Source organism: Streptomyces sp. NPDC060064, from assembly GCF_042736455.1.
Taxonomy (GTDB): Bacteria; Actinomycetota; Actinomycetes; order Streptomycetales; family Streptomycetaceae; genus Streptomyces.
Genome location: NZ_JBHWWF010000004.1, coordinates 225,162 through 249,279 on the forward strand (window position 1 = coordinate 225,162; position 24,118 = coordinate 249,279).

A 24,118-nucleotide genomic window follows, 5' to 3' on the forward strand; every position below is an offset into this window, starting at 1 on the left:
GGCAGGGGGGCGCGGGCCCCGGCACCACCCGGGCCCCCACCCCCTGGCACCCAACCCCTACCGGGGCTAGGGGGCCCGCCCCCCGGGGGGGGCCGGGACCCCTTCCCCCAACGCCGGGTCTCAGTCCTCGCTGGCCGCGCTCGGCAGCTTCGACTGGATCAGGTCCATCACCGACGAGTCCGTGAGCGTGGTGACATCGCCCAGCTGACGATTCTCGGCAACATCACGCAACAGCCGGCGCATGATCTTGCCGGAGCGCGTCTTCGGCAGCTCCGCCACCGGCAGCACCCGCTTCGGCTTGGCGATCGGGCCGAGCGTCGCGCCCACGTGGTTGCGCAGGTCGTTCACGAGGTTCTCGTCCTCGCTCGCCGTACCGCGCAGGATCACGAAGGCAACGATCGCCTGACCGGTCGTCTCGTCCGTCGCGCCCACGACCGCCGCCTCGGCGACCTTCGGGTGCGAGACCAGGGCCGACTCCACCTCGGTGGTCGAGATGTTGTGGCCGGACACCAGCATCACGTCGTCGACCCGGCCCAGCAGCCAGATATCGCCGTCGTCGTCCTTCTTGGCGCCGTCGCCCGCGAAGTACTTGCCCTCGAAGCGCGACCAGTACGTGTCGATGAAGCGCTGGTCGTCGCCCCAGATGGTGCGCAGCATCGCCGGCCACGGCTCGGTGAGGACGAGATAGCCGCCGCCACCGTTGGGCACATCGTTCGCCTCGTCGTCCACGACGGTCGCCGAGATCCCGGGCAGCGCGCGCTGCGCGGATCCGGGCTTGGTCTCGGTGACACCGGGCAGCGGCGAGATCATCATCGCGCCGGTCTCGGTCTGCCACCAGGTGTCGACGATCGGGGTCTTGCCGGCGCCGATGTGCTCCCGGTACCACATCCACGCCTCGGGGTTGATGGGCTCACCGACCGACCCGAGGATCCGCAGACTGCTCAGGTCGAACTTGGCGGGGATGTCGTCTCCCCACTTCATGAACGTACGGATCGCGGTCGGCGCCGTGTAGAGGATCGTGACGCCGTACTTCTGGATGATCTCCCAGAAGCGGCCCTGGTGCGGGGTGTCGGGCGTGCCCTCGTACATCACCTGGGTCGCGCCGTTGGCCAGCGGCCCGTACACGATGTACGAGTGGCCGGTCACCCAGCCGATGTCGGCGGTGCACCAGAAGACGTCCGTCTCCGGCTTGAGGTCGAAGACGGCGTGGTGGGTGTAGGCCGCCTGGGTGAGATAGCCGCCGGAGGTGTGCAGGATGCCCTTCGGCTTACCCGTCGTGCCGGAGGTGTAGAGGATGAAGAGCGGGTGCTCCGCGTCGAAGGCCTCCGGGGTGTGCTCGGCGGACTGGCGGGTGACGATGTCGTGCCACCACACGTCGCGGCCCTCGGTGATCGCTGTGTCCTGGCCGGTACGCCGTACCACCAGGACATGCTCGACCTGCGGGCACTTGGCGACAGCCTCGTCGATCGCGGGCTTGAGCGCGGTCGGCTTGCCGCGGCGGTAGCCGCCGTCCGCGGTGATGACCAGCTTGGCGTCGGCGTCCTGGATACGGGAGGCGACGGCCTCGGCCGAGAAGCCACCGAAGACCACCGAGTGGGCGGCGCCGATACGGGCGCAGGCCAGCATCGCCACAACGGCTTCGGGGATCATCGGGAGGTAGACGGCGACCCGGTCGCCCTTGACGACTCCCAGCTCGGTGAGGGCGTTCGCGGCGCGCGAGACCTCGTCCTTGAGCTCGGCGTAGGTGATGGCCCGGCTGTCGCCGGGCTCACCCTCGAAGTGGAGGGCGACGCGGTCGCCGTTGCCCGCTTCGACATGGCGGTCCACGCAGTTGTACGCGACGTTGAGTTTGCCGTCGGCAAACCACTTCGCGAACGGCGGGTTGGTCCAGTCGAGGGTCTCGGTCGGTTCGGTGGCCCAGGTGAGCCGGCGCGCCTGCTCGGCCCAGAAGCCAAGCCTGTCCGCCTCGGCCTGCTCATACGCCTCCGCCGTCACGTTGGCGTTCGCGGCCAGCTCGGCCGGAGGCGCGAACCGCCGCTCCTCCTTGAGCAGGTTGGCCAGGCTTTCGTTGCTCACGACATCTCCCTTTCCCAGGGCGTCCTATGTGCCTATGTGTCCCAGGCCATAGCTCATCAGCCGACGGGCCGGGACACAAGAGCCTGCCGGAAATTGGTTTAGACCTATAGGTGGCCCCTCCTCCCCGGGCGGCGGGAAAGAGGGGCCATACGTTCTCACGGACGGGAAGGGTGAGCGGTTCAGGCACGTGGTTTCAGGGCGTGTGGTTTCAGGCGCGTGGTTTCAGGGCGCGTTTTTGAGGGCGCGTGGTTTCCGGGGGGCGGTTCAGGCGCGCGACTTCTGGAGGACCGAGGGGGTGGGGGCAACTCGGTCGAAGACCTCGTCGATCTCATGCTCGTCGCTGCTCGCGAGCAGATACGCCTGGGCCTCGCCGACATGGAAGTACATGCCGTGCAGCTCCAGCGTGCCCTCGGCGAGCCGCCTGGCCACCGCCTCATGGGCGCGCAGATGCTCCAACTGCTGGACCACATTCGTCAGACACAGCTGCTCGACAGCGTCGGTCGGCAGCCGCCCGGAGATCCTGGCCCAGGAACGGTGTCGGCACTTCATCCGCTCCAGACTCGGCAGCCCGTGGCGCAGCCAGCGCCGCAGCGGGGTCTGGGCGCCCCCGGGCGGAGCGTTCAGCAGGGCCTGCATCGCCCCGCACCCGGAGTGCCCGCAGATGGTGATCGAGTCCACCTCCAGCACATCGACGGCGTACTCGATCGCGGCCGCCACCGAGTCGTCGCTGCTCTCCGCGCCGGGGAGGGGCACCAGATTGCCCACATTACGTACGGTGAACAGATCGCCCGGACCGCTGGCCGTGATCATGCTGGTGACCAGGCGGGAGTCGGCGCAGGTGAGGAAGAGCTGCGAGGGCCGCTGCCCCTCGCGGGCCAGCCGCGCCAGCTCGTCGCGCACCAGTGGAGCGGTATTGCGCTGGAACGAGCTGAGCCCGTTGGCCAGTTGATGCGGCTTGGCGCGTGGCGGGCGCTCGTCGCAGTGGTGGTTGCGCCAGGGCGTCCAGGGGCGGCAGCAGCCGTGTGTTTCGGAGGCGGGTTCGCTGATCCGGCCCCCTGCCCGGCCGGTGAACTCCACCGTCCCGCCCTGCGCGACATGCGAGATCTGCCAGTCGTGCAGCGCTTCGTACGCGGCATGGTCCATGAACGACCCGTCCAGCTCGATGACGCAGTCGGCCTCCTGGGGGATCTGGCTCAGCATCCGGCTCAGCCGAGGCACGGCGAGGAACGTCAACTGACCGCGCGCCCGCACCCGGTGGACCCCTTCCTGCTCGGCGGAGGTGATCCGGGTCCTGGTCAGTCGGTGCAGCGCGACGGCGACCGCCACCGCGATCCCGATCGCCACTCCTTCCAGTACGCCGGTGATGACGACCGAGGCCAGCGTCACCGTGTACACCAGCATTTCGCGGTTCCGCTTCACGCTGCGCAGATGCGTGATGCTGACCATCTGGACGCCCACGACCATCACCAGCGCGGCGAGGGCCGCCAGCGGGATCAGATCGAGCACGGGCACCAGCAGCAGCGCGGCGATGGCGATCCACATGCCGTGCAGCATCGTGGCGTTACGGCTCACAGCGCCCGCGGACACATTCGCGGAGCTGCGTACGGCGACCCCGGTGACGGGCAGCCCGCCGAGTGCGCCGGAGACGACATTCGCCGCTCCCTGCCCGGCCAGCTCGCGGTCGAGATGAGCGCGCGGAATGCGAACGGCCGGCTCCTTGCGGGCGGCCACCAGCTTGTCGACGGCGACCGCCGACAGCAGTGACTCCACGCTGCCCACCAAGGTGATGGTGAGCACGGCGGCGAGTATGCCCAGCACCGGACCCTCGGGCAGCTGGGGCAGGGCGTGGCTGCTCCAGGACGGCAGATCGACGCGCGTCAGGTTCAGCCCGGCGAGCGTGGCGAAGACGGTCGCGCCCGCCACCGCGGCGAGCGCGGCCGGGAGCTTTCGTACGATCCGGCCCGTACGCCCCGGAATCCGTGGCCACAGCAGCAGTACGGCGACGGTCAGGATGCTGGCCGAGAGTGCGGCCGGGTGGAGGCCGGCCAACTGGGCCGGAAGAGCCCGGACGTTGTCGACCGCCGAGCTCTGCGGGGTGCTGCCGAGAACGATATGGAGTTGGGCGAGGGCGATCGTGACGCCGATGCCGGCCAGCATGCCGTGCACGATCGCCGGGCTGACGGCGAGGGCCGAACGGGCCACCCGCAGGGCGGACAGCCCGAGTTGGACGAGTCCGGCGAGAACGGTCATGGCGCAGGTGGTGCGCCAGCCGTACCGCTGGATCAGATCGGCGGTGACGACGGTCAGTCCGGCCGCGGGGCCGCTGACTTGCAGCGGTGACCCGCCGAGCCGGCCGACGACGATGCCGCCGACGGCGGCGGCCACCAGCCCGGCCTGGAGTGGTGCGCCGGTGGCGAGTGCGATGCCGAGGGAGAGCGGCAGCGCGATCAGAAAGACGGAGATCGAGGCGGAGAAGTCGGCGCCCGCGATACGGAATCGACGGCCACCGCCATGGCCGCCGTCGGGCGACGGCGGACTGTGCGGGCGCTGGAAGCGCGAGGCGAGAAACGTGAGCGACTTCGTACGGGACTTGGTACGGGACTTGTTGTGCTTGGTCTTGCGCGAAGGGTCGTCGGTGCGAGTGGGGACGCAGGAAGGCATGGTTCCCGTCTCCTCCGGGGCAGCGCGGTCGCGGAATGGGGGGACGCGGCCGTGGGTCACGGCGTGCAGCGGCGGGATACTCAACTCTCGGTAAATGGATCGTAATGCAGAGTAAAGAGTCTGGCATTAATTTCAGGGCAAATGGGGCACTCTTTCACCCGATCCAGTGATTAATGATTTGAACGCGGCTCGTCGCGCTTCCCTCTCACCACCGCGATGCGAGTTTGTCGGCGCCGTAAGTAGGTCGTCGTACAGACATATAGGCATACGGTCCAGGAAAGAGGGTGGGCGGATGAAGGCCGCTACGAAGAGGATCGCTGTCGCTGCAGTCGCAACGGCGCTGGTCGCGGGGCTAGCCGGCTGTTCCGGTACGGAGGCAGCGTCCGTCCGCAAGCAGGGCGCCCCCCGGGCGAAGCACGGCGCCCCCGGAGCAAAGCACGGCGCTGCGGGCCCCCAGAGTGCGGTACGTCTCATCGGCGACGGCTCGACGGCGTTCACCGGAGCTCAGCCCGGCCTGATGAAGCCACAGCGTCTGAAGCCCGGTCAGGCGCCACCGCAGTTCGTGGTGTTCTCCTGGGACGGGGCCAGCGAGGACAGTCAGAAGCTCTTCTCGCACTTCCGCAAGGTCGGCAGGAAGTACGACGCGACGATGACCTACTTCCTCAGCGGCATCTATCTGCTCCCCGAGGCGAAGGCGAACCTCTACGACCCGCCCCAGCACTTGGCCGGAAGCTCCGAAATCGGCTTCAATGACATCCAGGGCATCAGGGACACCGTGCGTGAGCTGCGCGGCGCCTGGCAGGAGGGCAATGAAGTGGGTACCCACTTCAACGGCCACTTCTGCGGCAAGGACGGCGGGGTCGGCAACTGGTCCGTCGACGAGTGGAAGAGCGAGATCAGTCAGGCCAAGTCCTTTGTGGAGAACTGGAGGACGAACGCCGGCCTGGAGACCGAGCAGCCGCTGCCCTTCGACTACGAGAAGGAGCTCATCGGCGCCCGCACGCCCTGCCTCGAGGGACGCCCGAACTTTCTCCGTGCCGCGAGCGAGTTGGGCTTCCGCTATGACACCAGCGGCGTCAATGACCAGATCTGGCCCAAGAAGGAACTGGGCCTGTGGGACCTGTCGATGCAGCTGGTCCCGGTACCGGGCCGCGCCTTTGAGACGCTCTCCATGGACTACAACTTCATGGTCAATCAGTCGGGGACGGTCAACGGCGACCCGGCGGAGCGCGAGTACTGGGGCAACCAGATGCGCGACGGCCTGGTGCAGGCCTTCAACCGCGCGTACAAGGGCAATCGCGCCCCGCTGATCATCGGCAACCACTTCGAGTCCTGGAACGGCGGCACGTATATGCGTGCCGTCGAGGAGACGATCGCGACGGTCTGTGTGAAGCGCGATGTGAAGTGCGTGTCCTTCCGGCAGCTCGCCGACTGGCTGGACGCGCAGGACCCGGCGGTCCTCCAGAAGATGCACGGCCTGAAGGTCGGACAGGCCCCGCCGGGCGGCTGGACGGGCTTCCTCGCCGCCCAGCCCGCGGCGAAGCAGGCTGAGCAGCACTGACATCCGCCACACGCCCGGGGAGTATGCCGGTCCTGGGGTGCGGTTTCCTCAGCTGGGCTGGGGTACTGCTGAATGCTCGCCGAGCACGAAGCCGGGGTCGACCTGCGCCGCCAGGTTGGCGCCGGTCTTCGCGTTCCCCCAGCTCTCCGCGTTCTTCAGGTGGAAGTGCACCATCTGGCGCGTGTAGCGCTCCCAGTCGCGGTTCTCGTACGAGTCCTCCGCGGCGTTCTGCAGGGCCTGCAGCGACATGCGGTTCTCCGCCTCCAGCAGCTCGAAGCGCGGCGGCCGGCCCTTCTCCATCGCCCTGACCCAGTCGGATTGCCCGACCGTGACGAGCAGGTCGTCGCCCACCTCCTCGCGCAGGAAGTCCATGTCGTCCCGGCCCTGCACCTTGTTGCCGACGACCTTCAGCGCGACGCCGAAGTCCCGTGCGTACTCCGTGTACTGGCGATAGACGGAGACGCCCTTGCGAGTCGGTTCGGCCACCAGGAACGTCATGTCGAAACGCGTGAACATCCCGGAGGCGAAGGAGTCCGAGCCCGCGGTCATGTCGACGACCACATACTCGTCCGGGCCGTCGACCAGATGGTTGAGGCAGAGCTCGACTGCTCCGACCTTGGAGTGGTAGCAGGACACCCCCAGATCGGACTCGGTGAAGGGGCCCGTCGCCATCAGCCGGATGTCCCCGTCGTCGAGGCGGACGGTGCGGGCACAGGCCTCGTAGACCGGGTTGTCCTCATTGACGCGCAGCAGCCGCGAGCCCTCGCCCGGCGGCGTGGTCTTGATCATCGTCTCGGCGGAGGCGACCCGGGGGTTGGAGCCACGCAGGTAGTCCTTGATGAGCGGCAGATGCGCTCCCATCGCGGGCAGCGCGGCGGTCTCCGCCTCGTCGAGACCGAGCGCGGCCCCCAGGTGCTGGTTGATGTCGGCGTCCACCGCGACGACGGGGGCTTCATTGGCGGCCAGGTGGCGGATGAAGAGCGAGGACAGCGTGGTCTTGCCGCTGCCGCCCTTCCCTACGAAAGCGATCTTCATGTTCACCTAGGGTAGCGGTATGTGCGCACGGTGTGGTCGAGGTGCGTGAACAAGACCACTCCAAGGTGGGACGCGCCCCGCGTGCGCGTAGCCTCGCTACCTATGAGTACGAATGCCTCGTCGGTCGACCCCCTCGCCACTCTCGGCTCCCTGCCGGGCGTCGCCGACTCCGTGGACTCCGTACGCAAAGCCGTCGACCGCGTCTACGGGCACCGGGTCATGCGGCGCCGCAGTAATGAGGTCACCTCGGAGGCGGCACTGCGCGGAGCGCGCGGTTCCGCCGCGCTGTCCGGAGCGGACTGGGCCCTGGAAGAAGTACGCAGGCGCACCGACTTCGGCGTCGAGGCCGAGGCGCGTACGGTCGGCGCGGCGCTGCGGCTGACCGCCGAGGCCGGTCAACTGCTCTCGATCTGGCGGCAGTCGCCGCTGCGGGTGCTGGCCCGGCTGCATCTGGTCGCGGCAGGCGGCGCCGGTGACGACGAGACGGTGGGCCGTCCGCGCCTGGCGGGCGAGGCGGTCGACGAGCCGCTGTTCGAGGCGCCGCTGCCGGACGCGAGCGAGGTGGCCGGCCGGCTCGACGGCCTGGCGGAGCTGATCATCGTGGGAAGTTCCGCGCCGGCGCTGGTGACGGCGGCCGTGGTGCACGGCGAGCTGCTGGCGCTGCGCCCCTTCGGCTCGTACAACGGCTTGGTCGCGCGGGCGGCCGAGCGCATTGTGCTGATCGGCAGCGGACTCGACCCCAAGTCGATCTGCCCGGCGGAGGTCGGCCACGCGGAGCAGGGGCGGGCGGCGTACGTCGCGGCCTTCGAGGGCTATCGGTCCGGAACGCCGGAGGGCATGGCCGCCTGGATCGCGCACTGCGGACGTGCGGTCGAGCTGGGAGTCCGGGAGTCGACGGCGGTGTGCGAGGCGCTGCAGCGCGGCGCTGCCTGAACTGCCTCTGAAAAAGCCCCTGAACAGGGTTGCGGCGGTACCAATGGGTGGTACCGCCGCTGGCACGTCCGCCGAGTTACCATGCGTCCTCGAATATTTGCCCATCAGGTCGGGAACTTCTGCCCGTCACCTGGTGCGGCTGGCCCGTAATCGACGGGTCGACGTCGCGTGGGTGCTCAGTTTTCATGCTTCGGTCCGTGGGCCTTCATGCGTTAAAGGTGATCCTTTCGGATGTCCTTGGTCTCGCGGGCCGTTAAGTCCTTTCTACTCCTGCTCGCGGTGAAGCGGAACCCCTGGCCGCGCATCTTTACTTTTAGGTTCAAATACGGGCGAATTACTATACGGCGGTGATCTGCGCGGCTGCGGTGCGCCGACGGCTGGCGTACCAGACCAGGCCGGCCGTGGCGGCGGCCGCACCCACCGCGGCCGCCGCGACCAGAGCGGGGCGCGGCGGCATGGAGAACGCGGGCAGCCGCTGCTTCAGTTGCACCGGGCGATTGAAGACGAGAATCGGCCAGCCGCGCGCGGTCGCCTCGCGACGCAGTGCGCGGTCCGGATTCACGGCGTACGGATGGCCGACAGACGCCAGCATCGGGACATCGGTGGCCGAGTCGCTGTATGCATAACAGCGGGCCAGGTCGTATCCCTCGGACGCGGCCAGCTCCTTGACCGCTTCCGCTTTGGTCGGCCCGTACGCGTAGTACTCCACTTCGCCCGTGAAGCAGCCGTCCTCGCCGACCACCATGCGGGTGGCCACCACCCGGTCCGCGCCGAGGAGCTCGCCGATCGGCTCGACGACCTCCGCGCCGGACGTGGAGACGATGACGACGTCGCGGCCGGCCGTGTGGTGCCCCTCGATGAGCGACGCGGCCTCGTCGTAGATGATCGGGTCGATCAGGTCATGGAGGGTCTCAGCGACGATCTCCTTGACCTGCTGGACGTTCCAGCCCTTGCAGAGCGCGGAGAGATACTGGCGCATCCGCTCCATCTGGTCGTGATCGGCGCCGCCCGCGAGAAAAACGAACTGGGCATAGGCGGTGCGTAGTACGGCGCGCCGGTTGATCAGCCCGCCTTGGTAGAAGGACTTGCTGAAGGTCAGAGTCGATGACTTCGCAATGACCGTCTTGTCCAGGTCAAAGAAGGCAGCTGCGCGGGGCAAGGAGTGGTTTTCCACGAGCCTGAGCATAGGTGCCCGCCATTCGGCGTACGCTCGGGCGTGTGGGTTTGCCTGAGAAGGCTCTCGGGTACACCATGGAAGTCACGGATCGTTCGCGACCGTGCTAACCCGGTCCGGCTCCTCCCCCCCCGAGTCGGCCGGAGAGACGACCCCCGCTCTCCCCCCCGGCGGGGGTCGTCGCATGTCCGGACGCATTTCGTCCGCCTTCTGCGATCGACTCCGATCATTCCTCCCTCCGCGGGCCGTGTCCGCTGCTGGGTTCCGCATACCCCGACTCGTCACTGAGCGTAGCGGTTGCGCTGCTCTCCGAGAGTCACCGGTATGGGCTACGGGGATATTCACAAGTGGCTAGTTGTCCACAGTTTTTCAGCAAGATCCACACGATTTTCCGGTGCGCTGCACGGTGATTCCACCCGCGTAGTTCGCGGGCCGAAGGAATCGCAGATCTCGCCTTCAAGTGAGATCGAAGTAAGAGGGGCGTGGAGATCGTGGCTGGATCTATCACATCGCAACGGCCTCCGGTCGCCGAAGGGCGCCGGGACGGGCCGCTGATCGTCACTGAAGACCTGGAACTGCTCGACGATCTGCTGCGGCTGTGCGCCGCGGCCGGGGCCGAGCCTGACGTCCACCATTCGGTGCCGGAGCGACGGGGAAGCTGGGAGGGCGCGCCACTGGTCCTGGTCGGCGACGACGCGGCCGCGCGCTGCCGGGGAGCGACCCGCAGACGCGGTGTGCTGCTCGTGGGGCACGACCAGGACGACCCGGACGTCTGGCGGCGGGCGGTCGAGATCGGGGCGGACTGCGTGCTGCGGCTGCCCGATGCGGAGAGCTGGCTCGTCGACCGGATCGCCGATGTGGTCGAAGGGGTCGGGCGGCAGGCGCTGACCGTCGGAGTGATCGGCGGACGGGGCGGCGCCGGTGCATCGACGCTGGCCTGCGCGCTCGCGGTGACCGCGGCCCGGGACGGCCGTCGCACCATGCTCGTCGACGGCGACCCGCTGGGCGGAGGGCTCGACGTGCTGCTCGGCGGAGAGCAAGCGGACGGCAGACGATGGCCGGATTTCGCCGCTTCCAAGGGACGGGTCGCCGGCGGGGCACTCGAGGAGTCGCTGCCCGAGCTGCACGCGCTGCGGGTGCTCAGCTGGGACCGCGGCGATTCGGTGGTGATTCCGCCGGAGGCGATGCGGTCGGTCCTGGCCGCGGCGCGCAGGCGCGGTGGGGTGGTGGTCGTGGATCTGCCGCGGCGGGTCGACGAAGGCGTGGCGGAGGCCCTGGCCCAGCTGGATCTCGGCCTGTTGGTGGTGCCGGGCGAGCTACGAGCCGTCGCCGCGGCGAACCGGGTGGCGTCGACAGTGGGCATGGTGCTCCAGGACCTGCGGGCGGTCGTGCGCGGGCCGTACGCCGCCGGGCTGGACGAGCAGTGGGTGGCGGACGCCCTCGGGCTGCCGCTGGCGGGTGAACTGCCCGTGGAGGCCGGACTGTTGGCGGCGCAGGACGGTGGCGCTCCGCCGGGAGGCAGTGGGCGCGGGCCGCTGGCGAGGTTCTGTACGGCCTTCTGGGAGCGGGCGCTGGCCGGGGGCGGGGTCTCATGAGCGCCGGACTGCTGGACGCGGTACGACAGCGGCTCGCGGAGAGCGGGGCCGAGCCGACGCCGGCCAGGGTGGCGGCAGCCCTGCGGGCACAGGGGCGGCTGCTGGGGGACGCTGAAGTGCTGGGCGGCACCCAGGAGTTGCGATGCGAGCTGGTGGGGACGGGGCCGCTGGAGCCGCTGCTGGCCGATCCGTCGGTGACGGACGTGCTGGTGTCCGCGCCCGACCGGGTGTGGGTGGACCGGGGCCGCGGGCTCGAGCTCACCGAGGTGACGTTCGCGGATGCGGCGTCGGTGCGCAGGCTGGCACAGCGGCTTGCGGCGGTTGCCGAGCGGCGACTGGATGACGCCAGGCCGTGGGTGGACGCCAGGCTGCCGGACGGCACACGGATGCATGCCGTGATCCCGCCGGTGGCGGTCGGCTCGACGTGTCTTTCGCTGCGGGTGGTGCGGCTCAGGGCGTTTTCGGTGGGCGAGCTGGTGACGGCGGGGACGGTGCCGCCGGGCGGGGACGGGGTGCTGCGGGCGCTGATCGAGGCCCGGCTGTCCTTCCTCATCAGCGGTGGCACGGGATCAGGCAAGACAACCTTGCTCTCGAGCCTGCTGGGGCTGGTGGGGGAGCGTGAGCGGATCGTGCTGGCCGAGGACTCGGCGGAGCTCAGGCCGGACCACCCACATGTGGTGCGGCTGGAGTCGCGTACGGCGAATCAGGAGGGCGCCGGCCGGGTGACGCTGCGGGATCTGGTGCGGCAGGCGTTGCGAATGCGGCCCGACCGGCTGGTGGTGGGGGAGGTGCGAGGAGCCGAGGTGACTGAGCTCCTGGCCGCTTTGAACACCGGTCACGAGGGCGGCTGCGGGACTGTGCACGCCAATGCGGCGGCGGATGTGCCGGCGCGGCTGGAGGCGCTGGGGACAGCCGCGGGGCTCGACCGGGCGGCGCTGCACAGCCAGTTGGCCGCGGCCCTCTCGGTGGTGGTCCATCTCGTACGGGACAGGGGCGGGCAGCGGCGGATCGCTGAGGTGCACGTGCTGGAGCGGGACCCGGCGGGGCTGGTGGTGACGGTGCCCGCGCTGCGGTGGGGCGCGGAGGCGTTTGCGTACGAGCGGGGCTGGGAGCGGCTGCGGTCCCTGATCGGGGGTTCGCTGTGATGGCGGGTGACCCGGTGTACGCGGCCGCGGTGTGTGCGGGTGCGGCGGCGTGGCTGACGGTCGGCAGGGAGCAGGGGCTGCGGCGGGCGCGGCTGCTCCTCGCGGGCGGCGGGCCGGTGGAGTTGCCGCCGAGGTGGTCCTGCCAGCGGCTGCTGCCGGTGGTCCGGCTGCGGCGGGAGTGGCTGTGCCTGCCGGCGGCGCTGGTCCTCGCGGTGCTGGGGAAGTCGGTGCTGCCGTTGGTCGCGGGAGCGGTGGCTGTGCCGCTCGTGAGGAGGCGGTTGCAGGCCCGGGAGCGGAGGCGGGAGCGGGAGCGGCGGGCTGAGGGCGTCATCGCGTTGTGCGGTGCGCTCGCGGGCGAGCTGCGGGCGGGGTTGCAGCCGGGGCAGGCGCTGCTGTTCGCCGCCAGATCCACCGGGGTGCTGGGCGCAGCGGAGGCCGCGGTGCTGGCGGCGGCGCGGTTCGGGGGCGATGTGCCTCAGGCGCTTCGGGAGGCGGCCAGACAGCCGGGAGCGGACGGTCTTGCCGGGGTCGCGGCCTGCTGGCGGGTGGCCGTGGACAGCGGGGCGGGTCTGGCCGCTGGGCTCGACCGGCTGGAGGCGGCTCTGCGGGCCGAATGGGACCAGCGGCAGGAGCTGCGGGCCCAGTTGGCGGGTGCGTGGTCGACCGTCGTCCTGCTGGCGGTGCTTCCGCTGGTCGGCCTGGCGATGGGCTGGGCACTGGGCGCCGATCCCCTCGGGGTGCTGCTGCACACCGCTGCGGGCCTGGTGTGCCTGGTGGTCGGCGGGCTGCTGGAGGCGGCCGGGTTCTGCTGGGCCATGCGGATCGTACGGGGCAGGGAGGAGACATGACCGGGGACGCCGTCCACAGGCTGGGGGCAGCGGTGTGGGTTCTGGTCGCAGTGGCCTGCCTGGGTTTGGTGGTCGCGGGACGACGGCGCGAGCGCAGAGTGCGCAGGCGGATCGAGGCGCTGCTGGCGGTGCAGTACGAACGACGGCGGTGGCGGCCCGAATGCGGCGTCTGGGCGAGGCGCTGGGTGGCTCCGCTGGGGGCGGTGATCACCGGCTATGTCCTGGTCGGCGGGGTGATCGGCACCGTTGCCGGGTTCGCCGGAGCATATGGCGTGTGGCGTTGGCAGCGGAGCCGTAAGCCTGCTGCGGACGCCGGGGACCGTGTGCCGGGTCGTCAACTACCGCTCGCCGCCGATCTGCTGGCGGCCTGCATCTCCGCAGGGGCTGGTCCGCGCGAGGCGGCGGAGGCGGTCGGGGAGTCGCTCGGCGGGCCGGTCGGCGAACGGCTGGCGCGGGCGGCCGCCGAACTGCGGCTCGGCGGTGAGCCGGCACAGGCCTGGGGTTGGTTCGGACAGATACCGGGCGCGGCGGCGCTGGCCCGATGTCTGGAGCGGGCCGACTCCACCGGGGCACCGGCGGCGGAGCCCGTGTCCCGACTGGCCGAGCGCTTCCGGGCGGACCAGGCGCGGGCGGCCGCGGCGCAGGGCCGGAAGGCGCAGGTCCTGATCACCGCTCCGGTGGGGCTCTGCTTCCTGCCCGCCTTCCTGGCGGTCGGGGTGGCCCCGGTGGTGATCGGCCTGGCCGACGGATTGTTGAACGGCAACTGAGCGAAATCTCTTGGGGGTTGGTTGATATGTGGAATTCGTTGCGGGGCTGGGTGCGCGGGTTGACGCGCAGGATGCGCAGGGACGAAGGGATGACCACGTCCGAGTACGCAATGGGGACGATCGCTGCGTGTGCCTTCGCGGCCGTCCTGTACAAGGTCGTGACCAGCGGGGCTGTTTCGGCGGCGCTGCAGTCGGTGATCGGGAAGGCTCTCAATGCGCAGTTCTGAGGCGCCCGGTTCTGAGGTGCGCGGTTTTGAGGCGCCGGGTTCTGAAGTGCGCGGATCTGAGATGCGCGGCCAGGTGCGCGACAGGGGGTCCGTGACGGCGGAGGCGGCCGTCGCGGTGCCCGCTCTGGTGGTCTTCGCCATGGCCCTGGTCTGGGCGCTGATGGCTGCCTCAGCGCAGATCCAGTGCGTCGACGCGGCCCGGGCCGGTGCCCGGGCCGCGGCCAGGTCAGAGCCACGGGCGGTCGCGCTGGCCGCCGCCCGCTCGGCGGCCCCGGGTGGTGCCCGGGTCACGCTGGGGCGGTCTGGGGCCCTGTGGCGGGTGCGGGTCGAGGCGAAGGCTCCAGGGCCGGGCGGGCTGGCGCTGACGCTGAGCGCGGACGCCGCGGCCCTCGCCGAGGACACGGTGGGCCAGGACGCCGCGGCCCAGGACACCGCCCAGGGCCCGGGAGCCGGCCGAGCAGCCGCAGGCCCAGGAGGCACCGCAGAGGTGGCCCAGTGAACCGCGAGCGCGGGTCGGCGACCGTCTGGGTGGCCATGGCCACGACCGTGCTGTGTGCGGTCTTCGCGGCCGTCCTGGCCATGGGCCAGGCCGTGGTCGCCCGACACCGGGCGGGCTCCGCCGCGGATTTGGCGGCACTCGCTGCGGCGGACCACGCCCTGAGCGGCACCGCCGCAGCCTGTGCGAAGGCGGCCGATGTGGCCCGGGCGCAGGGCGCGACGGTGGTGCGCTGCGCCGTGCGGGGCGAGATCGCCGATGTGACGGCGCAGGCCCGCTTCGGCCCGTACGCCCCGACGGTCAGGTCGCGGGCGGGACCGCCGGGACCTCCTGGCCCGACGGGGCCACCCGGAGCAGTTCCGTGAGGAGGCGGACCGCGCCGCGCTTGTGCAGCGGATCGTTGCCGTTGCCGCATTTGGGGGACTGGATGCAGGACGGGCAGCCCGCCTCGCACTCGCAGGAGGCGATCGCCTCACGGGTCGCGGTGAGCCACTCACGGGCGGTGTGGAAGGCCCGCTCTGCGAAGCCCGCGCCACCCGGATGGCCGTCGTACACGAAGACCGTCGGCAGCAGCGTGTCCGGGTGGAGCGGCACGGAGACCCCGCCGATGTCCCAGCGGTCGCAGGTGGCGAAGAGCGGCAGCATCCCGATCGAGGCGTGCTCGGCGGCGTGCAGGGCCCCGCCCAGCTGCTCCGGGTTGACCCGGGCGGCATCCAGCTGGTCCTCGGTGACCGTCCACCACACGGCCCGGGTGCGCAGGGTGCGGGGCGGCAGATCGAGTTTGGTCTCGCCGAGCACCTCACCGGTGATGAGTTTGCGGCGCAGGAAGGAGACGACCTGGTTGGTGACCTCGACGGAGCCGTAGCAGAGGCGACCGTCGCCCCACGGGATCTCGGTGTCGGTTTCGAGTACGGAGATGGAGGTGGTGTCGCGGGCGGTGGTGGAGTACGGCGGGTTGGCCTCCTCGACGAGGGCTGCGGAGTCCTCCAGGTCCAGATGCTTCACCAGGTACGTACGGCCCTGGTGGAGGTGGACGGCACCGTCGTGGACGGCGGTGTGGGCGGCCGACTCGTCGACCGTGCCCAGCAGCCGGCCGGTCGCGGCCTCGACGATCTGGACGATCTGGACGGGGCGGCCGCCCTCGCCCCGGATGTCGGTGAGATCGGCGGCCCGCTCGCGGCGCGTCCAGTGCCAGGCGGTGGCCCGGCGGCGGAGCAGCTTGGCCGCTTCCAGCTGGGGCATGAGCTCGGCGGTCGCCGGGCCGAAGAGCTCAAGATCGTCTTCCGTGAGCGGGAGCTCGGCGGCGGCAGCGCACAGATGGGGGGCCAGGACGTACGGGTTGTCCGGGTCGAGGACGGTGGACTCCACCGGCTGCTGGAACAGCGCCTCGGGGTGGTGGACGAGGAAGGTGTCCAGCGGGTCGTCGCGGGCGACGAGGATGGCCAGGGCGCCCTGGCCGGAGCGGCCCGCGCGGCCCGCCTGCTGCCACAGCGACGCCCGTGTCCCGGGGTAGCCGGCGATGACGACGGCATCGAGGCCCGAGACGTCGACGCCGAGTTCCAGGGCGGTGGTGGCGGCGAGGCCGAGGAGCTCGCCGGAGTGCAGCGCCCGTTCCAGGGCGCGGCGCTCCTCGGGGAGGTAGCCGCCGCGGTAGGCGGCGACCCGCGGCGGCAGGGAGCGGTCGATCTCCGCGAGGCGTTCCTTGGCGATGACGGAGATGAGCTCGGCCCCGCGACGCGAGCGTACGAAGGCGACCGTACGGACTCCCTGGACGGTCAGATCGGTGAGGAGGTCGGCGGTCTCGGCGGTGGCGGTGCGGCGCACCGGAGCGCCTTTCTCGCCGTGGAGCTCGGTGAGCGGGGGCTCCCAGAGGGCGAACACAAGTTCGCCGCGCGGTGAGGCGTCGTCGGCGACCTCCTGGACGGGCAGGCCGGTGAGCCGGCCGGCGGCCAGGGCAGGTTCCGCGGCGGTGGCGGAGGCGAGGAGGAAGACGGGGTTTGCACCGTAGCGGGCGCATACACGGCGAAGACGGCGCAGCACCTGGGCGACGTGCGAGCCGAAGACACCCCGGTAGGTGTGGCACTCGTCGATCACCACGTAGCGCAGTGAGCGCAGGAAGGAGGACCAGCGGGGATGTGAGGGAAGTATCCCGCGGTGCAGCATGTCGGGGTTGGTGAGGACGTAATTGGCGTACTGCCTGACCCATTCGCGTTCCTCGACGGGCGTGTCGCCGTCGTAGACCGCGGGGCGGATGCGGTTGCCGAGCGGCGCGCCGAGCTCCTTCACCGCGCGGCGCTGGTCGGCGGCCAGGGCCTTGGTGGGGGCCAGGTAGAGGGCGGTCGTACCGCGACCGTTGGCGGCCTCGGAGCCGTCGAGCAGGGCGGTGAGTACGGGCGCGAGGTAGGCCAGGGACTTGCCGGACGCTGTACCGGTGGCGATGACGACGGATTCGCCGTCCAGGGCGTGCTCGGCGGCGGCCGCCTGGTGGGTCCAGGGGTGCTCGATGCCGGCCTGCTGAATGGCGTTGATCACTTCCGGGCGGATGCGGTCGGGCCAGACGGCATGGCGGCCGGGCCTGGGGGGCAAGTGCTCCGTATGAGTGATGCGCGCAGCTCGGCTCGCCCCTGCGGTGAGCCGGTCGAGGACCGTACCGGGGGAGGGGCGGGTTTCCCCGCTCTCGGGAGGTCGTCTGGGACGGTGATTCTTGGCCATCGGCACCGAGTGTGTCACCGGAGTGACGGACAATGGTCCCAAGGCGTCGTGCATGGCTGCTGGTAAGTGATTGAATGCCATCGCGGCTGGCGACCGTCCTCCGGCTCCGCCGGGGAGACCTCATGGGGCGGCCGCTCGATAGCAAGGTGCTGGAGGATCCGTGGACCTGTCCCTGTCGACTCGCAATGTGTCCGGCCCTGGTGGCGACCGTACGGTCGTCGAGGTCGGTGGCGAGATTGATGTGTATACCGCGCCCAAGCTGCGCGAGCAGTTGGTCGAGTTGGTGAACGACGGCAGCTACCACCTGGTTGTCGACATGGAGGGCGTGGACTTCCTCGACTCCACCGGCCTCGGCGTACTCGTGGGCGGCCTGAAGCGTGTGCGTGCGCATGAAGGCTCGCTACGCCTGGTCTGCAACCAGGAACGCATTCTCAAGATCTTCCGGATCACAGGTCTGACCAAGGTGTTCCCCATCCACACCACGGTCGACGAAGCTGTCGCGGCGACCGACTGACGGTCGGCGAGGACTGCCGGAAGAAGGAAGGGGCACCGGGCATCCAGCCCGGTCCCCTGAGATGCACGCCCGTACGTCTGAGGGGGAATGCATGGCGACCGTTGAACTCCGCTTCAGCGCCCAGCCCGAGCATGTCAGGACCGCCCGTCTGGTGGCCGCTGCCGTGGCTCGCCGGGCCGGGGTCGACGAGGCCGTGCTGGACGAGGTCCGGCTCGCGGTCGGCGAGGCATGCAGCCGTGCCGTCGGGCTGCACCGCAGCCATGGCATCACCGCCCCCGTTCGGGTGGCGCTGTCCGAGGAGGAGAAAGCCTTCTCCATCGAAGTCGCGGACGAGGTCCCGGCTGCGGGCGGCGGTGGGTCCCCTGCGGCCCCAGGCGCCCGCGAGGCCGGGGACGAGGACCCGGACTCCGACGGCGAGGACGAGATGATGGGCCTCGCGGTCATCAGCGGCCTCGTCGACGACGTGGAGGTCACCTCCACCGAGGACGGCGGCGTGATCCGGATGAGCTGGCCCACGACGCCGGCCACCATAGCGCCCTGATCGTGCGGCCCGACCGTGCGGACAGTTTGCTGATCGTTTTGTAGTTCCGGGAAGTGAAGAGGCCCTGCTTGAGCAGGGCCTTTTTCCTTTTCCGTAGATCATCGATCAAGCGTCAATGCCTTTGCCCCATTACCTCTTTCGGGGCCACTTTGGGGACGCGATCATTTGCTGAGTAGCAAGTGAAGGTCAATTACATTTGTCGCGCCCTGTTTTGATCAGGTTCCGCTCCATACAATCCGTCCACATCTTGAGCTCTGAGCGTCAAGGAGGACGAATGGCGGGGCTCGTCAACTCAGAACTGTCCGATCAACCCACTTCTCTCGCAGCCGCGGTACTCACCGACAACAACCGGCTGATCGTGATCGTCATCGCGGGAGTCGCCCTGGCGGCACTGGTCGTCGCCCAGCTGCTGGTGCGCCAGGTGCTGGCCGCCGGCGAGGGCACCGATTCCATGAAGAAGATCGCGGCAGCCGTTCAGGAAGGCGCGAATGCCTATCTGACACGGCAGTTGCGCACCCTCGGCGTCTTCGCCGTCGTTGTGTTCTTCCTGCTGCTGCTGTTGCCGGCCGACGACTGGTCACAGCGAGCCGGACGTTCGGTGTTCTTCCTGGTGGGGGCGATCTTCTCGGCGGCCACCGGATACATCGGCATGCGTCTTGCCGTACGAGCAAATGTGCGCGTGGCCGCGGCCGCGCGTGAAGCGACACCGGCGGAGGGCGAGCCGGAAAAGGATCTGACGGCCGTCTCGCACAAGGCCATGAAGATCGCTTTCCGCACGGGAGGCGTGGTCGGCATGTTCACGGTGGGCCTCGGCCTGCTCGGTGCCTCCTGCGTGGTTCTCGTCTACGCGGCCGACGCCCCCAAGGTGCTCGAGGGCTTCGGCCTCGGCGCCGCGCTGATCGCCATGTTCATGCGTGTCGGCGGCGGCATCTTCACCAAGGCCGCCGACGTCGGCGCCGACCTCGTCGGCAAGGTCGAGCAGGGCATCCCGGAGGATGACCCGCGCAACGCCGCCACCATCGCCGACAACGTGGGCGACAACGTCGGTGACTGCGCGGGTATGGCGGCCGACCTCTTCGAGTCGTACGCCGTCACGCTCGTCGCGGCACTCATCCTCGGCAAGGCGGCATTCGGCGACGCCGGACTCGCCTTTCCGCTGATCGTCCCGGCGATCGGCGTGGTCACCGCGATGATCGGCATCTTCGCGGTCGCCCCGCGGCGCGCCGACCGCAGCGGGATGACTGCCATCAACCGCGGATTCTTCATCTCCGCACTGATCTCGCTGGCCCTGGTGGCCGCGGCGGTCTTCGTCTATCTGCCCTCCTCGTACGCCGAGTTGGACGGCGTCACCGAGGCAGCCATCAAGACGCACAGCGGGGACCCGCGGGTTCTGGCGGTCGTCGCGGTGGCCATCGGCATCGTGCTGGCGGCCCTGATCCAGCAGCTGACGGGGTACTTCACGGAGACCACCCGGCGTCCCGTCAGGGACATCGGCAAGTCCTCGCTGACCGGACCCGCGACGGTGGTGCTGGCCGGTATCTCCATCGGTCTGGAATCCGCCGTGTACACCGCGCTGTTGATCGGCCTGGCCGTGTACGGGGCGTTCCTGCTCGGCGGTACGTCGATCATGCTCGCGCTCTTCGCGGTGGCACTGGCCGGCACCGGCCTGCTCACCACCGTCGGCGTCATCGTCGCCATGGACACCTTCGGTCCCGTCTCCGACAACGCCCAGGGCATCGCCGAGATGTCCGGGGACGTCACGGGCGCGGGTGCGCAGGTCCTCACCGACCTCGACGCCGTCGGCAACACCACCAAGGCCATCACCAAGGGCATCGCCATCGCCACGGCTGTACTGGCGGCGGCCGCGCTCTTCGGCTCGTACCGCGAAGCCATCGCGAACGCCGCACGGGACGTCGGCGAGAAGGTCGGCGACGGCGCCCCGATGAACCTGGTCATGGATATCTCGCAGCCCAACAACCTGGTGGGCCTCATCCTCGGCGCCGCGGTCGTCTTCCTCTTCTCGGGGCTTGCGATCAGCGCGGTGTCCCGGTCGGCGGGCGCGGTGGTCTACGAGGTGCGGCGGCAGTTCCGCGAGCACCCCGGGATCATGGACTACACCGAGACGCCGGAGTACGGGCGCGTCGTCGACATCTGCACCAAGGACGCGCTGCGCGAGCTGGCCACACCAGGTCTGCTCGCCGTACTGACCCCGATCGCCGTCGGCTTCTCGCTCGGCGTCGGAGCCCTCGGCTCCTTCCTCGCGGGCGCTATCGGCACCGGCACCTTGATGGCCGTCTTCCTGGCCAACTCCGGTGGCGCGTGGGACAACGCCAAGAAGCTCGTCGAGGACGGCCATCACGGTGGCAAGGGCAGTGAGGCCCACGCCGCGACCGTCATCGGCGACACCGTCGGCGACCCGTTCAAGGACACCGCCGGGCCCGCCATCAACCCGCTGCTGAAGGTGATGAACCTGGTGGCACTGCTCATCGCGCCCGCGGTGGTGCAGTTCAGCTACGGGGACGACTCCAACGCCGGAGTGCGGGCGCTGGTGGCGGTACTCGCCATCCTCGTCATCACCGGCGCGGTGTACGTCTCCAAGCGGCGAGGCATCGCTGTCGGTGACGAAGGCAACTCCGCGGAGCGGAGCTCGAAGTCACCTGATCCAGCGGTGGTTTCGTAGCACCAGCTCAAAAGGCGGGCGGACGGCGCACTTTGACGCGTCGTCCGCCCGTTTGCATGCGCGGGTGAGCCTTGTCTCCCTTGGTGCAAATGGCTGCAATAGGTTATGGATCGGGTGTACGACACGCGGTTGTCGCCCACATGGCGTGTATGTTCCGGGGCCGAGAGCCTTGGAAGGGACCAATCCGGTGAACAAGAAGCTTGCGGCCGCACTGTCCGGCGGTGCGGTACTGGTACTGGCGCTGTCGGGATGCAGCGACGACAGCGGTGACAGCAAGGTGAATGCCTGGGCCAAGAAGGTCTGCGACCAGGCGCAGCCGCAGATCCAGAAGAGGGCCAACGCCCAGCAGACCATCATCTCGACCGCAGCCGACGGCAAGCCGGCCGACATCCAGGCCGCGGACTCGAAGGCCTTCCAGGACATCGCGGCCGCGGACGGTGCGCTCGCCGCCGCCGTGAAGGCGGCCGGCACGCCGCCCGTCGACAACGGCGAGAAGCTTCAGACGGACGCGGTCAACGAACTCAACGCCACGGCCAAGGCGTATCTCGACCTGAAGAAGCAGGTCGACGCTCTCAACGCGAAGGACCAGCAGAAGTTCGCGGACGGCCTGCAGGGCGTCGCCGACGGGCTGAAGAAGATCGAGAACATGGACCAGGCCGCGCTGAAGAAGCTGCAGTCCGGCGAACTGGGCACGGCGATGGCGAAGCAGCCCGGCTGCCAGGCGAAGAAGACGTCGAGCCCCGCGCCCGCTCCCGACGCCCCGTCCGAACCGGCAGATTCGTCCTCCTCGGCGCCCGCGAAGACCGGAGCGACCCCCTCGAGCCCCGCGAAGGCCGGAGCGACCCCCTCGAGCAAGGCGTCCAGCAAGGCATAACCCTCCCCCCTGCCCGCCTCCGCCCGCGCGCCCGGCTCAGCCCCGCTGTACGGCTCGGCACGCGTGCACGGCCCGGTCCCCCGCACCACGGGGGCCGGGCCGTGCGGCGTTTGTCAGTGGCGGCGGCCACAATGGGCGAGTGAGTACGACCAGCCTTGCCGCAGGCCTTCCTTCGCCCGACCACTCGACCCGGCTGCGTGAAGCCCTCCTCGCCGCCGCTTTCACCGCCGACGGGCTGCTCGACCTGCTCGGTGCGCCCGCGTATGCCGCGCTCGCCCGCAGCGAGACCGTGCCCGCCCTGCGGGCCACCCGCGGCGACGGCGTCCTGGACACGCTCGTACGGCTGTTCCTGCTCCAGCGTCCCGTCGCGTACGAGCGGGCGCGAGCCGCGCTGCCCCTTGAGGAGTGCCTGGCCGACGGCTGGCTGCTGCTGGCTGACGGCGGGGAGGTCCGGGCCACGGTGGATGTGCGGCCGTACGGCGGACCCGAGGGACAGGACTGGTTCATCGTCTCCGACCTGGGATGCGCGGTCGGCGGTGCGGGCGGCGCGAGCGGCCATGGCGAGGAGGTGGTGCTCGGCGTCGGCGGGGCGTCCACCACGCTCGCGGGGATCACCGTCCGTACGCCGGTCTCCTCCGCGCTCGATCTGGGTACCGGTTGCGGCATCCAGGCGCTGCATGCCGCACAGCACGCGACGCGGGTGACGGCCACCGATCTGAACCCGCGCGCCCTGCACTTCGCACGGCTGACCCTCGCGCTCTCCGGGGCGCCGGAGGCCGATCTGCGCGAGGGCTCGCTCTTCGAGCCGGTCGGGCAGGACACCTACGACCTGATCGTGTCGAACCCGCCGTTCGTGATCTCGCCCGGTGCCCGGCTGACCTACCGGGACGGCGGGATGGGCGGGGACGATCTGTGCCGCACGCTCGTTCAGCAGGCGGGAGCCAGGCTGAACGACGGGGGATACGCGCAGTTCCTCGCCAACTGGCAGCACGTGGAGGGGCAGGAGTGGCAGGAGCGGCTGCGTTCCTGGGTGCCACGCGGCTGCGACGCGTGGATCGTGCAGCGCGAGGTGCAGGACGTGACGCAGTACGCCGAGCTGTGGCTGCGCGACAGCGGAGACCATCGCAGCGACCCGTCCGAGTACGCGGCGCGGTACGACGCATGGCTGGACGAGTTCGAGGCGCGTAAGACCAAGGCGGTCGGCTTTGGCTGGATCACGCTGAGGAAGTCCGGTTCCGAGCGCCCGTCGATCGTCGCCGAGGAGTGGCCGCACCCCGTCGAGCAGCCGCTCGGCGAGAGCGTGCTGGCGCATTTCGCGCGGCAGGACTATCTGCGTACGCACGACGACGCTGCCCTGCTCGCCGGTCACTTCAGGCTGGCGGCAGAGGTCGTGCAGGAGCAGGTCGGGCTGCCGGGCGCGGAGGACCCCGAGCATGTGGTGCTCCGTCAGCACCGCGGTATGCGGCGCGCCACCAAGGTGGACACGGTCGGCGCGGGCTTCGCCGGGGTGTGCGACGGCACGCTGAGCGCCGGGCGGATTCTGGACGCGATTGCCCAGCTCATCGACGAGGACCCGGTGGTGCTCCGCGACCGCACGCCGCAGGCCGTACGGCTGCTGGTCGAGGAGGGCTTCCTGGAACCGGTCCGTCCATGAGGTGAAATCGGCCAACATCCGCAAGCAGAACAGCAGGAGCAGGGAAGAACAGAAACAAGAGGAAGAGGAGCTGCCGCCTCCGCTGCGCCCTCCTCGAGGTTCCCGGCCCGCCCTTCGCCCCGCCCCGCACCCCGCGCTCCGCCCGGCTCTCGATCTGTCACCGCGACCGGGCGGGTGAACCCACGCGGCGTTCACCAGGAATTCGCGCCCCTGACGCCCCGAGCTGTCAGCCTCGGGCCGCCGGGAAGTCCAGACATCGGGAAGAACGGGGTACGGGCATGGAGAGCGGGCCAGCGATCTTCGCCGGGACGGCGTTCGCGCTGTTCGGGGCCGGGCTGCTGCTGTGGACAGGAGCACGCGCGCTGCACCGTGCCCCCGTCGCGCACGGAGTGAGCCCCGCCACGGCCGTCGCCCTCTCGACACTCTTCGGCGCGGCGTCCCTGGCCCTCGGGGTGTGGTGCTTCGGCCGCGTCTGATCTGGGGCCGGAGCCGCCGACGTGCCGGTCCGGGCGGCAGGAATGGCCGGAGTCGGGTTACCGTTCGAGTGGCCGTTGCGGGCTTTTGCCGTTTGACACGAGGGCGGGTTGTACCGTCACACTCCGCAGCGACAGCAGCGGCAGAACCG

Annotated in this window: 20 protein-coding genes; 15 read left to right on the forward strand and 5 right to left on the reverse strand. The window is 70.1% G+C overall.

Going from position 1 to position 24,118, the window contains the following annotated elements:
- Positions 1–120: 120 nt before the first annotated feature.
- Together acs and ACFWDI_RS07495 are read right to left on the reverse strand one after the other, a co-directional pair.
- Positions 121–2,076, reverse strand: a complete 1,956-nt coding sequence (gene acs / locus ACFWDI_RS07490) for an acetate--CoA ligase (protein WP_385301854.1) — start codon at positions 2,074–2,076, stop codon at positions 121–123.
- Positions 2,077–2,340: 264 nt separating this feature from the next.
- Entirely contained in the window at positions 2,341–4,737 is a 2,397-nt protein-coding gene (locus tag ACFWDI_RS07495) for a SulP family inorganic anion transporter (RefSeq protein WP_385301855.1), read from the reverse strand.
- 292 nt (positions 4,738–5,029) lie between these two features.
- On the opposite strand from ACFWDI_RS07495, the gene ACFWDI_RS07500 reads away from it, so the two are divergent.
- Positions 5,030–6,298 (forward strand): hypothetical protein, encoded by a 1,269-nt coding sequence (locus ACFWDI_RS07500; RefSeq protein WP_385301856.1) that lies wholly within the window; start codon positions 5,030–5,032, stop codon positions 6,296–6,298.
- Positions 6,299–6,346: 48 nt separating this feature from the next.
- On the opposite strand, the gene ACFWDI_RS07505 is transcribed toward ACFWDI_RS07500, so the two are convergent.
- Complete coding sequence (locus ACFWDI_RS07505) at positions 6,347–7,333, reverse strand: ATP-binding protein (RefSeq protein WP_385301857.1); 987 nt, start codon at positions 7,331–7,333, stop codon at positions 6,347–6,349.
- A gap of 102 nt (positions 7,334–7,435) precedes the next feature.
- Here ACFWDI_RS07505 and ACFWDI_RS07510 point away from each other — a divergent pair, with 102 nt between their 5' ends.
- The gene (locus ACFWDI_RS07510; RefSeq protein ID WP_385301858.1) at positions 7,436–8,266 is read left to right on the forward strand and encodes an oxidoreductase; all 831 of its coding nucleotides are present in this window, start codon (positions 7,436–7,438) and stop codon (positions 8,264–8,266) included.
- Between the two features lie 337 nt (positions 8,267–8,603).
- Here the strand turns inward: ACFWDI_RS07510 and ACFWDI_RS07515 are convergent, their stop codons facing one another.
- Positions 8,604–9,452: an HAD family hydrolase gene (locus ACFWDI_RS07515; protein WP_385301859.1), complete on the reverse strand. Its 849-nt coding sequence runs from the start codon at positions 9,450–9,452 to the stop codon at positions 8,604–8,606.
- A 479-nt stretch (positions 9,453–9,931) separates the two neighbouring features.
- On the opposite strand from ACFWDI_RS07515, the gene ssd reads away from it, so the two are divergent.
- The 7 genes from ssd to ACFWDI_RS07550 all read left to right on the forward strand — a co-directional run bounded on the left by ssd (position 9,932) and on the right by ACFWDI_RS07550 (position 14,883).
- On the forward strand, positions 9,932–11,035 hold the full coding sequence (gene ssd, locus ACFWDI_RS07520) for a septum site-determining protein Ssd (RefSeq protein WP_362677974.1): 1,104 nt from the start codon (positions 9,932–9,934) through the stop codon (positions 11,033–11,035).
- A complete protein-coding gene (locus ACFWDI_RS07525) occupies positions 11,032–12,180 on the forward strand; it encodes a TadA family conjugal transfer-associated ATPase (RefSeq protein WP_385301860.1) in 1,149 nt (382 codons plus the stop codon). Before ssd ends, ACFWDI_RS07525 begins: the two co-directional genes overlap by 4 nt.
- On the forward strand, positions 12,180–13,028 hold the full coding sequence (locus tag ACFWDI_RS07530; protein ID WP_385301862.1) for a type II secretion system F family protein: 849 nt from the start codon (positions 12,180–12,182) through the stop codon (positions 13,026–13,028). The genes ACFWDI_RS07525 and ACFWDI_RS07530 overlap by 1 nt, the downstream gene beginning before the upstream one ends.
- The gene (locus ACFWDI_RS07535; RefSeq protein WP_385301864.1) at positions 13,025–13,795 is read left to right on the forward strand and encodes a type II secretion system F family protein; all 771 of its coding nucleotides are present in this window, start codon (positions 13,025–13,027) and stop codon (positions 13,793–13,795) included. The genes ACFWDI_RS07530 and ACFWDI_RS07535 overlap by 4 nt, the downstream gene beginning before the upstream one ends.
- Before the next feature lie 71 nt (positions 13,796–13,866).
- Positions 13,867–14,022 carry a DUF4244 domain-containing protein gene (locus tag ACFWDI_RS07540; protein ID WP_385301865.1) on the forward strand — a complete coding sequence of 52 codons (156 nt, stop codon included), beginning with the start codon at positions 13,867–13,869 and terminating at the stop codon, positions 14,020–14,022.
- Between the two features lie 61 nt (positions 14,023–14,083).
- On the forward strand, positions 14,084–14,521 hold the full coding sequence (locus ACFWDI_RS07545) for a TadE family type IV pilus minor pilin (protein ID WP_385301960.1): 438 nt from the start codon (positions 14,084–14,086) through the stop codon (positions 14,519–14,521).
- Positions 14,518–14,883, forward strand: a complete 366-nt coding sequence (locus ACFWDI_RS07550; RefSeq protein WP_385301867.1) for an Rv3654c family TadE-like protein — start codon at positions 14,518–14,520, stop codon at positions 14,881–14,883. The genes ACFWDI_RS07545 and ACFWDI_RS07550 overlap by 4 nt, the downstream gene beginning before the upstream one ends.
- Here ACFWDI_RS07550 and ACFWDI_RS07555 read toward each other — a convergent pair.
- On the reverse strand, positions 14,819–17,311 hold the full coding sequence (locus ACFWDI_RS07555; protein WP_385301869.1) for a DEAD/DEAH box helicase: 2,493 nt from the start codon (positions 17,309–17,311) through the stop codon (positions 14,819–14,821). The two genes, ACFWDI_RS07550 and ACFWDI_RS07555, sit on opposite strands and share 65 nt — an antisense overlap.
- A 79-nt stretch (positions 17,312–17,390) precedes the next feature.
- On the opposite strand from ACFWDI_RS07555, the gene ACFWDI_RS07560 reads away from it, so the two are divergent.
- The 6 genes from ACFWDI_RS07560 to ACFWDI_RS07585 all read left to right on the forward strand — a co-directional run bounded on the left by ACFWDI_RS07560 (position 17,391) and on the right by ACFWDI_RS07585 (position 23,969).
- Complete coding sequence (locus ACFWDI_RS07560) at positions 17,391–17,744, forward strand: STAS domain-containing protein (protein ID WP_003967428.1); 354 nt, start codon at positions 17,391–17,393, stop codon at positions 17,742–17,744.
- Positions 17,745–17,835: 91 nt separating this feature from the next.
- Positions 17,836–18,285: an ATP-binding protein gene (locus tag ACFWDI_RS07565; protein WP_385301871.1), complete on the forward strand. Its 450-nt coding sequence runs from the start codon at positions 17,836–17,838 to the stop codon at positions 18,283–18,285.
- A gap of 274 nt (positions 18,286–18,559) precedes the next feature.
- Positions 18,560–20,965, forward strand: coding sequence for a sodium-translocating pyrophosphatase (locus ACFWDI_RS07570; RefSeq protein ID WP_385301872.1), 2,406 nt, complete (start codon positions 18,560–18,562; stop codon positions 20,963–20,965).
- A 187-nt stretch (positions 20,966–21,152) separates the two neighbouring features.
- Positions 21,153–21,839 carry a small secreted protein gene (locus ACFWDI_RS07575; RefSeq protein ID WP_385301873.1) on the forward strand — a complete coding sequence of 229 codons (687 nt, stop codon included), beginning with the start codon at positions 21,153–21,155 and terminating at the stop codon, positions 21,837–21,839.
- Positions 21,840–21,978: 139 nt separating this feature from the next.
- Positions 21,979–23,493 carry a methyltransferase gene (locus tag ACFWDI_RS07580; RefSeq protein WP_385301874.1) on the forward strand — a complete coding sequence of 505 codons (1,515 nt, stop codon included), beginning with the start codon at positions 21,979–21,981 and terminating at the stop codon, positions 23,491–23,493.
- Between the two features lie 278 nt (positions 23,494–23,771).
- Complete coding sequence (locus ACFWDI_RS07585) at positions 23,772–23,969, forward strand: hypothetical protein (protein WP_385301875.1); 198 nt, start codon at positions 23,772–23,774, stop codon at positions 23,967–23,969.
- Positions 23,970–24,118: the final 149 nt, after the last annotated feature.

Bases quoted from the DNA above. Each gene is read 5' to 3' on its own strand.
- ACFWDI_RS07495 (WP_385301855.1), bottom strand. From the start codon at position 4,737: ATGCCTTCCTGCGTCCCCACTCGCACCGACGACCCTTCGCGCAAGACC.
- ACFWDI_RS07500 (WP_385301856.1), top strand. From the start codon at position 5,030: ATGAAGGCCGCTACGAAGAGGATCGCTGTCGCTGCAGTCGCAACGGCG.
- ACFWDI_RS07505 (WP_385301857.1), bottom strand. From the start codon at position 7,333: ATGAAGATCGCTTTCGTAGGGAAGGGCGGCAGCGGCAAGACCACGCTG.
- ACFWDI_RS07510 (WP_385301858.1), top strand. From the start codon at position 7,436: ATGAGTACGAATGCCTCGTCGGTCGACCCCCTCGCCACTCTCGGCTCC.
- ACFWDI_RS07515 (WP_385301859.1), bottom strand. From the start codon at position 9,452: ATGCTCAGGCTCGTGGAAAACCACTCCTTGCCCCGCGCAGCTGCCTTC.
- ACFWDI_RS07525 (WP_385301860.1), top strand. From the start codon at position 11,032: ATGAGCGCCGGACTGCTGGACGCGGTACGACAGCGGCTCGCGGAGAGC.
- ACFWDI_RS07530 (WP_385301862.1), top strand. From the start codon at position 12,180: ATGGCGGGTGACCCGGTGTACGCGGCCGCGGTGTGTGCGGGTGCGGCG.
- ACFWDI_RS07535 (WP_385301864.1), top strand. From the start codon at position 13,025: ATGACCGGGGACGCCGTCCACAGGCTGGGGGCAGCGGTGTGGGTTCTG.
- ACFWDI_RS07540 (WP_385301865.1), top strand. From the start codon at position 13,867: ATGCGCAGGGACGAAGGGATGACCACGTCCGAGTACGCAATGGGGACG.
- ACFWDI_RS07545 (WP_385301960.1), top strand. From the start codon at position 14,084: ATGCGCGGCCAGGTGCGCGACAGGGGGTCCGTGACGGCGGAGGCGGCC.
- ACFWDI_RS07555 (WP_385301869.1), bottom strand. From the start codon at position 17,311: ATGGCATTCAATCACTTACCAGCAGCCATGCACGACGCCTTGGGACCA.
- ACFWDI_RS07565 (WP_385301871.1), top strand. From the start codon at position 17,836: ATGGCGACCGTTGAACTCCGCTTCAGCGCCCAGCCCGAGCATGTCAGG.
- ACFWDI_RS07570 (WP_385301872.1), top strand. From the start codon at position 18,560: ATGGCGGGGCTCGTCAACTCAGAACTGTCCGATCAACCCACTTCTCTC.
- ACFWDI_RS07585 (WP_385301875.1), top strand. From the start codon at position 23,772: ATGGAGAGCGGGCCAGCGATCTTCGCCGGGACGGCGTTCGCGCTGTTC.